This is a genomic window from Nocardioides luteus (genome assembly GCF_014648595.1).
Taxonomy (GTDB): Bacteria; Actinomycetota; Actinomycetes; order Propionibacteriales; family Nocardioidaceae; genus Nocardioides; species Nocardioides luteus.
The window spans coordinates 1-12,626 of the sequence record NZ_BMRK01000018.1; the positions used below are offsets into that span (position 1 = coordinate 1).

At 70.4% G+C, this 12,626-nt stretch carries 10 protein-coding genes; 8 read left to right on the forward strand and 2 right to left on the reverse strand.

The window, feature by feature from the left end:
- Nucleotides 1-807 (reverse strand): RNase H family protein (locus IEY81_RS18915; RefSeq protein WP_189120051.1); only part of this gene is annotated, 807 nt, incomplete at its 3' end.
- Nucleotides 808-967: 160 nt separating this feature from the next.
- Nucleotides 968-2,818, reverse strand: coding sequence for an AMP-dependent synthetase/ligase (locus IEY81_RS18920; protein ID WP_189120052.1), 1,851 nt, complete (start codon nt 2,816-2,818; stop codon nt 968-970).
- 180 nt (nt 2,819-2,998) lie between these two features.
- Between IEY81_RS18920 and IEY81_RS18925 the strand changes: the two genes are divergently transcribed.
- From IEY81_RS18925 to IEY81_RS18960, 8 genes are all read left to right on the forward strand, one after another.
- Nucleotides 2,999-4,174, forward strand: coding sequence for a 4-hydroxybenzoate 3-monooxygenase (locus tag IEY81_RS18925; protein WP_189120053.1), 1,176 nt, complete (start codon nt 2,999-3,001; stop codon nt 4,172-4,174).
- Entirely contained in the window at nt 4,175-5,353 is a 1,179-nt protein-coding gene (locus IEY81_RS18930) for an MFS transporter (protein WP_189120054.1), read from the forward strand.
- Nucleotides 5,354-5,381: 28 nt separating this feature from the next.
- The gene (locus IEY81_RS18935) at nt 5,382-6,047 is read left to right on the forward strand and encodes a hypothetical protein (RefSeq protein ID WP_189120055.1); all 666 of its coding nucleotides are present in this window, start codon (nt 5,382-5,384) and stop codon (nt 6,045-6,047) included.
- Between the two features lie 78 nt (nt 6,048-6,125).
- The gene (locus tag IEY81_RS18940; protein ID WP_189120056.1) at nt 6,126-7,181 is read left to right on the forward strand and encodes an AurF N-oxygenase family protein; all 1,056 of its coding nucleotides are present in this window, start codon (nt 6,126-6,128) and stop codon (nt 7,179-7,181) included.
- Between the two features lie 87 nt (nt 7,182-7,268).
- Nucleotides 7,269-8,726 (forward strand): NADP-dependent phosphogluconate dehydrogenase, encoded by a 1,458-nt coding sequence (gene gnd / locus IEY81_RS18945; RefSeq protein WP_189120057.1) that lies wholly within the window; start codon nt 7,269-7,271, stop codon nt 8,724-8,726.
- 76 nt (nt 8,727-8,802) lie between these two features.
- Complete coding sequence (locus tag IEY81_RS18950) at nt 8,803-9,558, forward strand: class I SAM-dependent methyltransferase (protein WP_189120058.1); 756 nt, start codon at nt 8,803-8,805, stop codon at nt 9,556-9,558.
- Nucleotides 9,559-9,680: 122 nt separating this feature from the next.
- The gene (locus tag IEY81_RS18955) at nt 9,681-10,133 is read left to right on the forward strand and encodes a MarR family winged helix-turn-helix transcriptional regulator (RefSeq protein ID WP_229787993.1); all 453 of its coding nucleotides are present in this window, start codon (nt 9,681-9,683) and stop codon (nt 10,131-10,133) included.
- Between the two features lie 98 nt (nt 10,134-10,231).
- Nucleotides 10,232-12,622, forward strand: a complete 2,391-nt coding sequence (locus tag IEY81_RS18960; RefSeq protein WP_229787994.1) for an MFS transporter — start codon at nt 10,232-10,234, stop codon at nt 12,620-12,622.
- Nucleotides 12,623-12,626 lie beyond the last annotated feature (4 nt).

Genomic DNA, 12,626 nt, shown 5'->3' on the forward strand with positions numbered 1-12,626 from the left:
GGGGATCTCCTCGGCGGTCAGCCCCCAGGTGCCCTCGGCGAAGCGGCGGGCGAGCTTGGCGAGCGAGTCGGCGCCCTCGTTGAGCGCCTCCCCGACATGACCGCGCACCCACTCGAACGACAACCGACCGGACTCGCGGCAGAGGTCGTCGTGCATCCGGTTCAGCCCGGCGAGCTCGGCGCGGTGCTCGGTCTCGTAGCCCTTCGGCATCGACAGCTCGCCGCGCAGCCAGTCCTCGATCAGGGCGAGCGCGACCCGGGAGTCGGTGCGGATGGTCAGGGTGCGGTGCGGCAGCGCGCGTACGGCCTCCGCGATCGCCTGGAGCTCGGCGAGCACCACCAGCGAGTGCGGGTCGCGGATGCGGGCGTTGGGCGCCTGACGGCCGAAACCGTGCTGGCCGTCACCGGCGAGCCACCCCCAGCCGATGAACCCACGGTGAGCGGAACCGTCGGTGGCCACCACCAGCGGCGGCAGCGGGCCGGTGCGATGGATGGCCAGCGCCTCGACGGCATCGGCGCGGATGGCCGCGTCCTGCTCCTCGACGAACGGCACCACGGTGATCCCGGGGAACGCGGCCGCGATCTCGTCGGTCAGCATCCAGAACCGCGAGTTGGACGGCAGCGCGACCACGACCTGCACCGGAGCGAGCCGCTCCAGCGAGTCGTACGCAGCACCGACCGCCGCGATGATCGCGTCCTCGATGCCGCGAGCGCCCAGCGACCCCGCCGACTGGAGCTGCGGACCGGTCAGAACCCAGTCCCACTTCTCGGCGTCGCTGCGCTCCTTGACGACGATGAAGCAACGCATACTGACCTCCTGACCCGCCCGAACAAGTCGCTCTCGACGGTACTCGCCCACCCTGAGACCGGGCTGAGGCGTCAGGATTCGGACAGGCCTGTGGAGTTGTGAAGCCGTGCGTGGCCCATGAACCACGCACGGCTTCACGACCTCGCGACTGGCTACCGCATCACGCCTCGGCGTAGAGCCCGTCGATGACGTCGGCGTACTTCTTGCTCACCACCCGCCGCTTGAGCTTCAGGGTCGGGGTGAGCTCCTCGGACTCGGCGGTCCACTCCTCGCCGAGCAGCTCGAAGGCCTTGACCTGCTCGGGGCGGGAGAGGCGGGCGTTGGCGGCGTCGACGGCCTGGGCGACGGCGCCGCGGATGACCGGGTGCTGGGCGAGCTCGGCGAGCGATCCGGCCTCGACGCCGAGCTTCTGGGCGACCACGGGGGCGATCTCGCCGTCGAGGGTGAGGACGGCGACGACGTACGAACGGCCGTCGCCGACGACCATGGCGTGACCGACCAGCGGGCTCTCCTTGAGGAGGTTCTCGATGTTGGAAGGCGCGATGTTCTTGCCTGCGGAGCTGATGATCATCTCCTTCTTGCGGTCGACGACGTTGAGGAAACCGTCCTCGTCGAGCGAGCCGATGTCGCCGGTGTGGAGCCAGCCGTCGGCGTCGATGAGCTCGGCCGTCGCCTCGGGACGGCGTACGTAGCCGGGGGTCGTGATCGGGCCGCGGAACAGGATCTCGCCGTCGTCGGCGACGCGCACCTCGACCCCGGGATGGGCGCGGCCGACGGTGCCGAGGCGGAAGCCCTCGGGGCCGTTGGCGGTCGCGGCGCCGGTGGTCTCGGTCATCCCGTAGACGTCGTAGATCTTGATGCCGAGGCCGGCGAAGAACTTGGCGACCTCGAGAGGCATCGGCGCGGCCGCGCTGGCGGCCCACTCGACCTTGTCGAGGCCGAGGAGGGCACGCATGGTGGAGAGGACGGCGGCGTCGGCCTGCTCGTACTGCGCCTGCAGCTCGGGCGAGGTGGTCTGTCCGGTCTGCTGCGACTCGACGTAGGCGAGGCCCACCGCCATGGCCTTCTCGACGGCCTCCCGCTTGGCCTCGTCGGTCTCGGCGGCGAGCAGCGCGGTGACGCCGGTGCGGATCTTCTCCCACACGCGCGGCACCCCGAAGAAGCTGGTCGGGTGCACCTCCTGCAGGGTGGCGAGCAGCAGCGACGGGTCCTGGATCAGGTAGACGTGGCCGCCGTTGAACTGCGGGATGTAGAGGCTCAGCACCCGCTCGGCGATGTGCGCGAAGGGCAGGTAGGAGACCAGGATCCCCGGCTCCTCGATGCCCGAGGTCGACAGCGAGCTGGTGGTCTCGAAGACGATGTTGCGATGCGTGAGCACCACGCCCTTGGGCTGCCCGGTCGTACCCGAGGTGTAGAGCATCGTGACCGTGTCGTCCGGCGTCACCGCCGCGCTCCGCGCGTCCAGCTCCTCGCCGACCTCGGCCAGCGCCGCGGCTCCCGAGGCCACGAAGTCGTCCCAGGCGACCGCCCGCGGGTCGTCGGCGACGGTCGCGTCGATGGTGACCACGCGGGCGACCTCCTCGCGCTTCAGACCGAGCGCCCAGCGGGCGACGTGGTCGTCGGTCTCCAGCACCACGATCCGCGGGTCCGCGTGCTCGGCGACGTAGCCGACCTGGTCGGGGGCGAGGGTGTTGTAGATGCTGATCGGTACGCCGCCGGCGAGCACCGCGGCCACGTCGGCGAGGATGTGCTCGATGCGGTTGGCGGCCATGATCGCGACCGACTCCCCCGGCTTCAGACCGGCTGCGATGTAGGCGGCGGCGAGCTCGCGGGCCCTCTGCTGCAGGTCGGCCCAGGTCAGCGTGCGCCAGCCGGTGCCGTCGGCGGTGTGGCGGTCGGAGAAGGCGGGCTCTGCGCCGCGTTCGGCGACCACCTTCGCGAAGATGTCGACCATGGTCTCGTCGCCGATCTGAGACTCGAGGGCGGCGCGTTCGGCGAGGACGTCGGGCATCAGGGCGCTCCTTCTTGAGGTGTGACTCGGGTCACAGCTGGTTGCCTCGACCGTAGAGACGTGCGGGAGCCGGCACAAGAGCCCGTCCGCGCTATTCGAGAGGAAGCGCGCCGAGCGGGTTTCCGCTCACCGGAAGGTTTCGCTGGCGGCGGCAACAGAGAGAGGAGTTGACTCGCCCCCATGGCAGAGGAACGTACGCAGGTTGTGATCGTCGGCGCCGGGCCAGCAGGCATGCTGCTCAGCCATCTTCTCGCCGCAGACGGAGTCGACTCCGTCGTGGTCGAGACCCGGTCGGAGGAGTACGTCGCGGCCCGCATCCGGGCCGGGATCCTCGAGCAGTCGAGCGTCGACCTGCTCACCGAGGTGGGCCTGGGCGACCGGCTGGCGCTGGAGGCGGACAGGCACCGCGGGATCTACCTGCAGTGGCCCGAGGAGCGCCATCACCTCGACTTCGTCGACCTGGTCGGCCGGGCGGTCTACGTCTACGGGCAGACCGAGGTGCAGAAGGACCTCATCGAGGCACGCCGGAAGGCCGGGCAGATCGTCCACTACGAGATCAGCGACACCGCGCTGCACGACATCGAGTCCGACCGGCCCTCGGTGACCTTCACCGACGCCGACGGGGTCGCGCAGCGCATCCGCGCCGACGTGATCGTCGGCTGCGACGGGTCCTTCGGGCCGAGCCGGGCGGCGATCCCCGCCCGGGAGAGCTGGGACCGCACCTACCCCTACAGCTGGTTCGGCATCCTCGCCGACGTCGCCCCCTCGACCGACGAGCTGATCTACGCCTGGCACCCCGACGGGTTCGCCCTGCACTCGATGCGCTCCGAGTCGGTATCCCGGTTCTACCTCCAGGTGCCGAACGGCACCGATCCGGCGAGCTGGTCCGACGACCAGATCTGGGACGCGCTCGCCGCCCGGCTCGGTCACGGCCAGAACGGCTGGGCCCTGAACCCCGGCCCGATCACCGACCGCAGCGTCCTGCCGATGCGCTCGCACGTCTCGACGCCGATGCGTCACGGCCGGCTCTTCCTGGCCGGCGACGCCGCCCACATCGTCCCGCCGACCGGGGCCAAGGGGCTCAACCTGGCGGTCGCGGACGTCGCGCTGCTCGCCCCCGCTCTCACCGCGCTGCTCGCGGGCGACTCGCGGCTGGCCGACGACTACTCCGAGACCGCGCTGCGGCGGATCTGGCGGTGCACCCACTTCTCCTGGTGGATGACCACGATGCTGCACACCGCCGAGGACCCGTTCGACAGCCAGCTCCAGCTCTCCCAGCTCCGCTGGGTCACCTCCAGCGAGCACGCGGCCGCGGGGCTGGCGGAGAACTACGCCGGGCTGCCGATCGGGTTCTGAATGGTCGGTGAGACCAGGATCAGCTACGGCCTGCTCGCGGCGGTCCTGCTCGTGGGTCTCAACCTGCGCAGCTCGATCGCCGCGGTCTCGCCGGTGCTCCCCGACATCCGCGCCGACCTGCACATGTCCTCGGCGACCGCAGGGCTGCTGACCAGCCTCCCGGTCCTGTGCTTCGCACTCGGCTCCCCCGCCGCCCTCTGGCTCGGCCGCCGGCTGGGGATCTACCGAGCGTTGCTGGTGGGCTGCCTGGTCATCGCGCTGGCCACCCTCGCCCGTCCGTACGCCGGGGTGGGGCTGCTCCTTGCCGCGACCGTGATCCTCGGGCTGGCGATGACGGTCGGCAACGTCTTGATGCCGGCCGCGGTGAAGCGCGACTTCGGGTCGGCCGCCGGCCGGATCACCGGCGTCACGACCGCCTCGCTCTCGACCGGCGCCGCGCTCGCCGCCGCGCTGACCGCCCCGCTGGCGGTCTGGCTGGGCTGGCGGCACGCGCTGGCGGCCTGGGCGGTCGTGGCCGTGGTCGCGGTGGTGGCGCTGGCGCGGCCCGCCGCTCGCGCGCGCCACGCACCGGCCGCGGAGAGGCCGCGCCGGCACGAGACGGGGGCTCGGCTGCGCACGAACCGGGTGGCATGGGCGCTCACCGCCTTCCTCGGCCTGCAGTCGGTGACCTACTACGCGGTGACCGCGTGGATGCCGAGCCTGCTGCGCGAGACGGCGGGGCTCAGCCTGGCCGACGCCGGACTCGCGATGTCGCTCTTCCAGGTGCTGGGCATCCCCGGGACGCTGATGGTCCCGGTCCTCGTCCATCTCGGGCGAGACCAGCGGGGCCTGGGCGGCTCGATCGGCGTGGCCTGGCTGGTCGTGGTGCTCGGCCTCGTCCTCGCGCCGGGCCTGTGGCCGATCTGGTGCGTGGTCGGCGGGATCGTGCAGGGCATGGGCATCTCCTACGCCTTCACCATCCTGGTGCTGCGCAGCGCCGACGACCACGTCGCGGTCCGGCTCTCCGCGATGATGCAGCTGATCGGCTACATCGTCGGCGCCTCCGGACCGTTCCTGATCGGGCTGATCCAGGGCACCACCGGATCCTGGACCCTGGCGATGATCCCGCTCGCGATCGCCGCGGTCGGGCTGACCGCCGCCGCGATCGTCGCTGGACGAGACCGCGTGCTCCATGTTTAGGTAAGCCTTACCTAAACATGGAGGTCTCATGGAGTCGGCTCCCCGCACTGCCCGCAGCATCCTGTCCTGCCCTCGCGGGGGCAGCGTGGTGATCGACGGCGTCCCCTACTCGATGGCGGAGCTCGAGATGCAGGGCTTCGCCGACGACGGCGGGCGGCCGACCTTCCTGTGCCCGCCCGAGCAGCGGATGGCGTACGCGGGCCGCCGCGGCAGCCATGTGGTGCTCGTCCTCCAGGGAACGCTCGGTGACCACGAGGCGGTCCGGCTCACCGGCACGCTGAGGTGGCTGCGCACCGACGCCTGCACCTGCTGCGAGACCGAGTGGGAGGAGGTCGTCATGGACGTCTCCGGCGTCCAGCTGGTCCACCCCACCGGAGAGGCGGTCCCGGTCGCCCTCGACGCCTTCACCGATCCCGGCCTCGACCTCAACGACGGCGTGCTCCACCGCAACCAGGACCACCTCAACCGCGAGCACGGCAACGAGCTCCGCGTGGCCGTCGCGACGCGCTCGTACGTCCCGGTCCAGAGCATCATCGCCGCCCAGATCAGCGGCCTCGGCCCGGACGGGTTCGAGTTCCAGTGGGTCGACGAGCGCGGGGCGCACAGCGCCCGGACCACCTTCGACCGGCCCGCCCGAACACCCGAGGACCTCCTCGCCGGCGTACGGAAGGCGCTCGCCGTCGAGATCTGCTGAGACTCGCGGCGAATGGGGTTCCCGGGACACAAATCCCATGTACATTGGTTGGCGGACCAACGTCGCAAGGAGGCTCGGATGGTCGTACACACGCTTCGTTCGATCGGTGGCTACGTGGGTGCGGTCGCCGGCGCCCCGGCGCGGGTGATCACGCCCGCCCGGCCCCGGCCCCGGCCCCGGCCGTGCCGCGACTACGACCAGACGCTGCGTACGTTGTCGCAGGCTTCGGTCGAGAAGTACTTCAACGCGTTCAAGGACGTCGAATGGGACGCCCCGGAGATGGCCGTCGAAGACGACGACGAACGCTGGATACTGCCCGCGCTCGACCTGCTCGGCGCCCACCCGTGGTACCGATCGCTGCCCAGGGCGCGCCAGATCGAGGTCGGTCGGCACCGCCTCACCGCGATGGTGAAGACCGGCTCGCAGTTCGAGCAGCTGCTGCTCCTCGGCGGCACCCAGTTCCTGATGGGGGTCGACAACGGCGACCCCGAGTTCCGCTACTTCATGCACGAGCTCACCGAGGAGACCCACCACATCCAGATGTTCCAGGAGTTCACCAACCGGGTCTGCCCCGACGTCGCGGGAGCACCCGGCTGGCTGATGCGCGCCATCCCCCTCGTCGGGCATCTCGGCAGCCTCTACCCAGCACTCTTCTTCGCGATCATCCTGGCCGGCGAGGAGCCGATCGACCACGTGCAGAAGGACTACCTACGCACCGGCACCGACGGCCATCCGCTGATGACCAGGATCATGGCCATCCACATCGCCGAGGAGGCCCGACACATCGGCTTCGCGCACGCCTGGCTCGAGGAGCACGCACCGCGCCTCAACCCGGTCTCGCGCCTGGCGCTGGGGGTGCTGACCCCGCTTGCGATGCGCCTGGGTGCCGACGCGATCATCATCCCCTCGCGCGCGGACCGCGAGCTCATGGGCATGCCCGACGAGGTCGTCCGCGAGGTCTGGGGCGCCGGCCCGGGCGCCGCCGCCTTCCGGCGGCACCTCTTCGCCGACGTCCGCATGCTCTTCGACGACCTCGGGCTGCGTACGCCTCTGACCACCTGGTCCTGGCGGCTGCTCGGGGTCGACGGCCGACCGGCGCGCTTCCGCGCCGAGCCGGCCCCCGCCGCGGCATGACGCTCCCGGCCGACGAGATCGCGCGTTCGCTCCGCTGAACCTTGACCAGCGGAGTTGAATGGCATCACCCACCCAACGAGGAGCACGATGCCGAACAACCACAGTGGCCGCGCCAACATCGGCGTGGTCGGCCTGGCCGTCATGGGATCCAACCTGGCCCGCAACCTCGCCTCGCGCGAGGGCAACACGGTCGCGGTCTACAACCGCACCTACGCCCGCACCGAGGAGCTGATCACCGAGCATCCCGAGGCGGGCTTCCTCGCCTCCGAGTCGATCGACGACTTCGTCGCGACGCTGTCCACGCCGCGCACCGCGATCATCATGGTGCAGGCCGGCAAGGGCACCGACGCGGTGATCGAGCAGCTCGCCGAACGGTTCGAGCCCGGCGACATCATCGTCGACGGCGGCAACGCCAACTTCAACGACACCATCCGCCGCGAGCGTGAGCTGCGCGAGCGCGGCCTCAACTTCGTCGGCACCGGCATCTCCGGCGGCGAGGAGGGCGCTCTCAAGGGTCCTTCGATCATGCCCGGCGGCTCGGCCGAAGCGTGGGAGACGCTCGGCCCGATCCTGAAGAGCATCGCCGCGGAGGCCGAGGGGGAGCCGTGCGTGACCCATGTCGGCACCGACGGCGCCGGCCACTTCGTGAAGATGGTCCACAACGGCATCGAGTACGCCGACATGCAGCTGATCGCGGAGGCCTACGACCTCCTCCGCCGGGTCGGCGGCCTCTCGGTGGAGCAGCTCGTCGACGTCTTCAAGGACTGGAACACCGGTGACCTGGAGTCCTACCTGATCGAGATCAGCGCCGAGGTGCTCGCCCAGAAGGACGCCGAGACCGGGAAGCCGCTGGTCGACCTCATCCTCGACGAGGCCGGCTCGAAGGGCACCGGCGTCTGGACCGTGCAGAACGCCCTCGGCCTCGGCATCCCCGTCTCCGGCATCGGCGAGGCCGTCTTCGCCCGGGCGGTCTCCTCCAAGCCCGCCCAGCGCGGCGCGATGCGGGCCACGGTGACCAACCGCCCGAAGACGCCGGAGGTGCCCGACACGTTCGTCGACGACGTACGCGCGGCTCTGTACGCCTCGAAGGTGGTCGCCTACGCGCAGGGCTTCGACCTGATCGTGGCCGGCGCGAAGGAGTACGACTGGGACATCGACCTCGGCGCGCTCGCCAAGATCTGGCGCGCCGGCTGCATCATCCGGGCCCGCTTCCTCAACCGGATCGTGGACGCCTACGCCACCAAGCCCGACCTGGAGACGCTGCTCGTCGACCCCTACTTCGCCGACGCGGTCGCCTCCGGCGAGGACGCGTGGCGTCGGGTCGTCGGGATCGCGGCCGCCGCCGGCGTACCCGCCCCCGGCTTCTCCTCCGCGCTCGCCTACTTCGACTCCCTGGCAGCCGAGCGGCTCCCCGCCGCACTCATCCAGGGCCAGCGCGACTTCTTCGGCGCCCACACCTACCAGCGCGTCGACAAGGACGGCACCTTCCACACCCTGTGGTCCGACGACCGCTCGGAGATCTCGACGACGCCCTCGACCCACTGACGACGGCGGCCGACATACCGCCGACATACCGAAGATGGGGCTGTCGAGCTGACCAAGACCGGACCTAGCCTGGAGCATGGGGTTCGACGTCGCCGCGGAGAAGTATGCCCGTTTCATGGGCCGCTACGCCGAACCGCTCGCGCCCCACTTCGCCGAGTTCGCCCGCGTCCGGATGGGGCAGCGGGTGCTCGACGTCGGCTGCGGGCCCGGCACGCTCACCCGTCATCTGGTGACGCTCACCGAGGCCCATCTGGTGGCCGCGATCGACCCCTCGCCGCCGTTCATGGAGGCGGTCGCCCGGCGGCTGCCACGGGTCGACGTCCACACCGGGGTGGCTGAGGCGCTGCCGTTCAAGGACGGCTGGTTCGACGTCACGCTCGCCCAGCTGGTCATCCACTTCATGAGCGACCCGGAGGCCGGGCTCCAGGAGATGATCCGCGTCACCCGCCCCGGCGGGACGGTGGCCGCCTGTGTCTGGGACGCCGACACCGGCGCCGTCGCACCCTTCTGGGCCTGTGTGCACGAGATCGATCCGGAAGCGCAGGACGAGGCGTTCGTGGCCGGTGCCCGGATGGGTGACCTCGAGCGGATGTTCAAGAAGGTCGGCCTCCGCAAGGTCGAGCCGAGCGGCCTCGTCGTACGCGTCACCCACCCGGCCTTCGAGGACTGGTGGGACCCCTACACCTTCGGCGTCGGGCCGGCCGGCGACTATCTCAGCTCGCTCGACGAGGCCGGCCGGTCGGCCCTCGAGGCGGTCGCCCGGCGCCGGTTCGGCGACGGACCGTTCACGGTCACCGCGACCGCCTGGGCGGCCCGCGGGACGGTCGCGTAGCCACCGCACCGTTCCACACGTGAACGGCACGTAAACGGGTGTCTCACCGGTGCGTGGCAATTTGCATCGCCCTCCTATCCTCACTATAAGGTTGTAAAAGTCAACCAATCAGAAGGGCGATGATGGAGCAGACGACCTACCGCGAGCTCATGCATCGACTCAGCGAGGTCGGGGCCGTCAAGAAGAGCCTCGCCCGCACTCTCCCTCCCGACCTACCGGCCGGCGCCGCGGGTGTGCTGAGTCTGCTCAGCCAGCACGGCGAGATGACGATCAGCGAGCTCACCGACCGCCTCGCCGTGGACATCTCGGTGACCAGCCGGCACGTCTCGTACGTCGCCGAGCAGGGCTGGATCGAGCGCTCTCCCAACCCGGCGGACGGGCGATCCCGCCTGCTGCGCCTGACCGCCGCCGGGCACGACCTGCTCGCCGGCTTCTCAGACCACATCACCGAGCTGCTCGCCGAGCGGCTCAGCGACTGGGACGACGACGAGCTGCAGGAGCTCATCCGGCTCATGGCCAAGCTCCACGACAGCCTCGCCTGCCCGGCGCACTCACTCACCAACGCACACAGCTGACGCACTTGCGAATCAAGGAAAGGACGTCCATGGCAACGACGACTGCCGAACGGACTCCCTCGGGTCCGGGAGGGTCGCCTGCAGGCACTCCCACGAACATGCACGGCCAGATGTCGCACCGCGAGATCATGGAAGCCCTCTCCGGCCTGCTGCTGGGCATGTTCGTAGCGATGATCTCGTCGACGATCGTGTCCAACGCTCTTCCCGAGATCATCGCCGACATCGGCGGCGGCCAGTCCGCCTACACCTGGGTGGTCACTGCTTCGCTGCTGACCATGACGGCCACCACGCCGCTGTGGGGCAAGATGTCCGACCTGTTCAGCAAGAAGCTGCTCATGCAGCTCGCGCTGATCCTCTTCGTGGCTGCCTCGGCCGTCGCCGGTCTGGCGCAGAACCCGGGGCAGCTCATCGCCGCCCGCGCGGTCCAGGGCATCGGCATGGGCGGCCTGACCGCGCTGGCCCAGGTCATCATGGCCGCGATGATCTCCCCGCGTGAGCGTGGCCGCTACTCGGGCTACCTCGGTGCCGTCTTCGCGGTCGCCACGGTGGGTGGTCCGCTGCTCGGCGGCGTCATCACCGACGCCGAGGCGCTCGGCTGGCGCTGGTGCTTCTACGTCGGCATCCCGTTCGCCGTGATCGCCTTCATCGTGCTGCAGAAGACCCTGCACCTCCCCGTCGTCCGACGTGAGAACGTCAAGGTCGACTGGGCCGGCGCGTTCTTCATGGCCGCCGGCGTCTGCCTGCTGCTCGTCTGGGTCACCTTCGCCGGGGACAAGTACGACTGGGCCTCCTGGGAGACCGCGGCCATGGTCGGCGGCTCCGTGCTGCTCCTGCTGATCTTCGTGCTCGTCGAGTCGAAGGCCGCCGAGCCGATCATCCCGTTGCGACTCTTCGCCAACCGCACGATCACGCTTTCCTCGCTCGCCTCGCTCTTCGTCGGTGTGGCGATGTTCGCCGGCACCATCTTCTTCAGCCAGTACTTCCAGCTGGCTCGCGACAAGTCGCCGACGATGGCCGGTGTCATGACGATCCCGATGATCTCCGGACTGTTCCTCTCCTCGACCATCTCCGGCCTGATCATCACCCGCACCGGGAAGTGGAAGGCCTGGCTGGTCACCGGCGCGATCCTCATCGTCGCGGGGCTCGGCCTGCTCGGCACGATCCGCTACGACACCGAGTACTGGCACGTCGCCGTCTTCATGGCGATCCTCGGTCTCGGTGTCGGCATGACGATGCAGAACCTGGTCCTCTCCACGCAGAACCAGGTCGCCCCCGCCGACCTCGGCGCGGCCAGCTCCATGGTGACGTTCTTCCGCAGCCTCGGCGGCGCGATGGGCGTCTCCGCGCTCGGCGCGCTGATGGCCCACCGGGTCACCGACTACGTCGAGGACGGCCTGGCCGACCTCGGCCCGAAGTACGCCTCGCTCGCGCAGGGCACCTCCGGTGAGATCCCGGACATGGACAAGGTCCCCGAGCCGCTGCGGAGCGTGCTCGAGAGTGCGTACGGGCACGGCATCGCCGACATCTTCCTGGTCGCCGCCGGGGTGGCGGTCATCGCGCTGCTGTTCGTGCTGTTCATCAAGGAGGTGCCGCTGAAGACCAAGGGCGGTCTCGCCCAGGCGGCCGAGGAGGCCAACCAGGTCGACGGCCCCGGGGCTGTCGCCGAGGCCGTCGCCGGCGTGGCCGAGCAGCACCCTGCCGCCGTCGCCGCCCCTGCCCCGGCCTCCAACGGGATCCCACTGCATGGTCTCGTTCGCGGCTCGGGCGAGGTCCCGATCCCGCACGCCGCCGTCACCCTGATCTCGCTGTCCGGGCGTCAGCTCGGCCGCTCGGTCGCCCACGCCGACGGCTCCTACTCGGTCGACGCGCCCGGTGCGGGCACCTACGTCCTGATCGCCTCGGCCGACGGCTTCCAGCCGCAGGCCTCCACCGTGGTCGTGGGCAGCGACCCGGTGGCGTACGACGTCCTGCTCAGCGGCACCACGGGCCTGAAGGGCATCGTGCGCAGCGGTGAGAGCGGCGAGCCCGTCAAGGACGCGATGGTGATCGTGACCGACGTACGCGGCGACCTGCTCTCGACCGGCACCACCGTCGCCGACGGCACCTTCTTCATCGACGAGCTGGTCCCGGGTCCGGCCACGGTCGCGGTCAACGCCGCCGGCTTCCGGCCGCACGCGGTGCCGATCGAGATCGGTGCCACCGGGGTCACCCGGATCGAGGTCGACCTGGTCACCGGCGCTCGCCTGACCGGCGTCGTCAAGGCCGCCTTCGGCCCGCTCGCCGACGCTCGCGTCACCCTGGTCGACGCCGCCGGAAACGTGGCCGGCACCGCGACCACGGGCGCCGACGGTGCGTACGCCTTCGCCGATCTCGACGGCGGTGAGTACACGGTCCTGGCGACCAGCTACCCGCCCGCGGCCAGCGCCGTGACCCTCAGCGGGCATGGTGTCGACGGCCACGAGATCGTCCTCTCCCACCCCGAGGACTGATCGC

Bases quoted from the DNA above. Each gene is read 5' to 3' on its own strand.
- IEY81_RS18960 (WP_229787994.1), top strand. From the start codon at position 10,232: ATGCACGGCCAGATGTCGCACCGCGAGATCATGGAAGCCCTCTCCGGC.
- IEY81_RS18950 (WP_189120058.1), top strand. From the start codon at position 8,803: ATGGGGTTCGACGTCGCCGCGGAGAAGTATGCCCGTTTCATGGGCCGC.
- IEY81_RS18935 (WP_189120055.1), top strand. From the start codon at position 5,382: ATGGAGTCGGCTCCCCGCACTGCCCGCAGCATCCTGTCCTGCCCTCGC.
- IEY81_RS18920 (WP_189120052.1), bottom strand. From the start codon at position 2,818: ATGCCCGACGTCCTCGCCGAACGCGCCGCCCTCGAGTCTCAGATCGGC.
- IEY81_RS18925 (WP_189120053.1), top strand. From the start codon at position 2,999: ATGGCAGAGGAACGTACGCAGGTTGTGATCGTCGGCGCCGGGCCAGCA.
- gnd (WP_189120057.1), top strand. From the start codon at position 7,269: ATGCCGAACAACCACAGTGGCCGCGCCAACATCGGCGTGGTCGGCCTG.
- IEY81_RS18930 (WP_189120054.1), top strand. From the start codon at position 4,175: ATGGTCGGTGAGACCAGGATCAGCTACGGCCTGCTCGCGGCGGTCCTG.
- IEY81_RS18955 (WP_229787993.1), top strand. From the start codon at position 9,681: ATGGAGCAGACGACCTACCGCGAGCTCATGCATCGACTCAGCGAGGTC.
- IEY81_RS18940 (WP_189120056.1), top strand. From the start codon at position 6,126: ATGGTCGTACACACGCTTCGTTCGATCGGTGGCTACGTGGGTGCGGTC.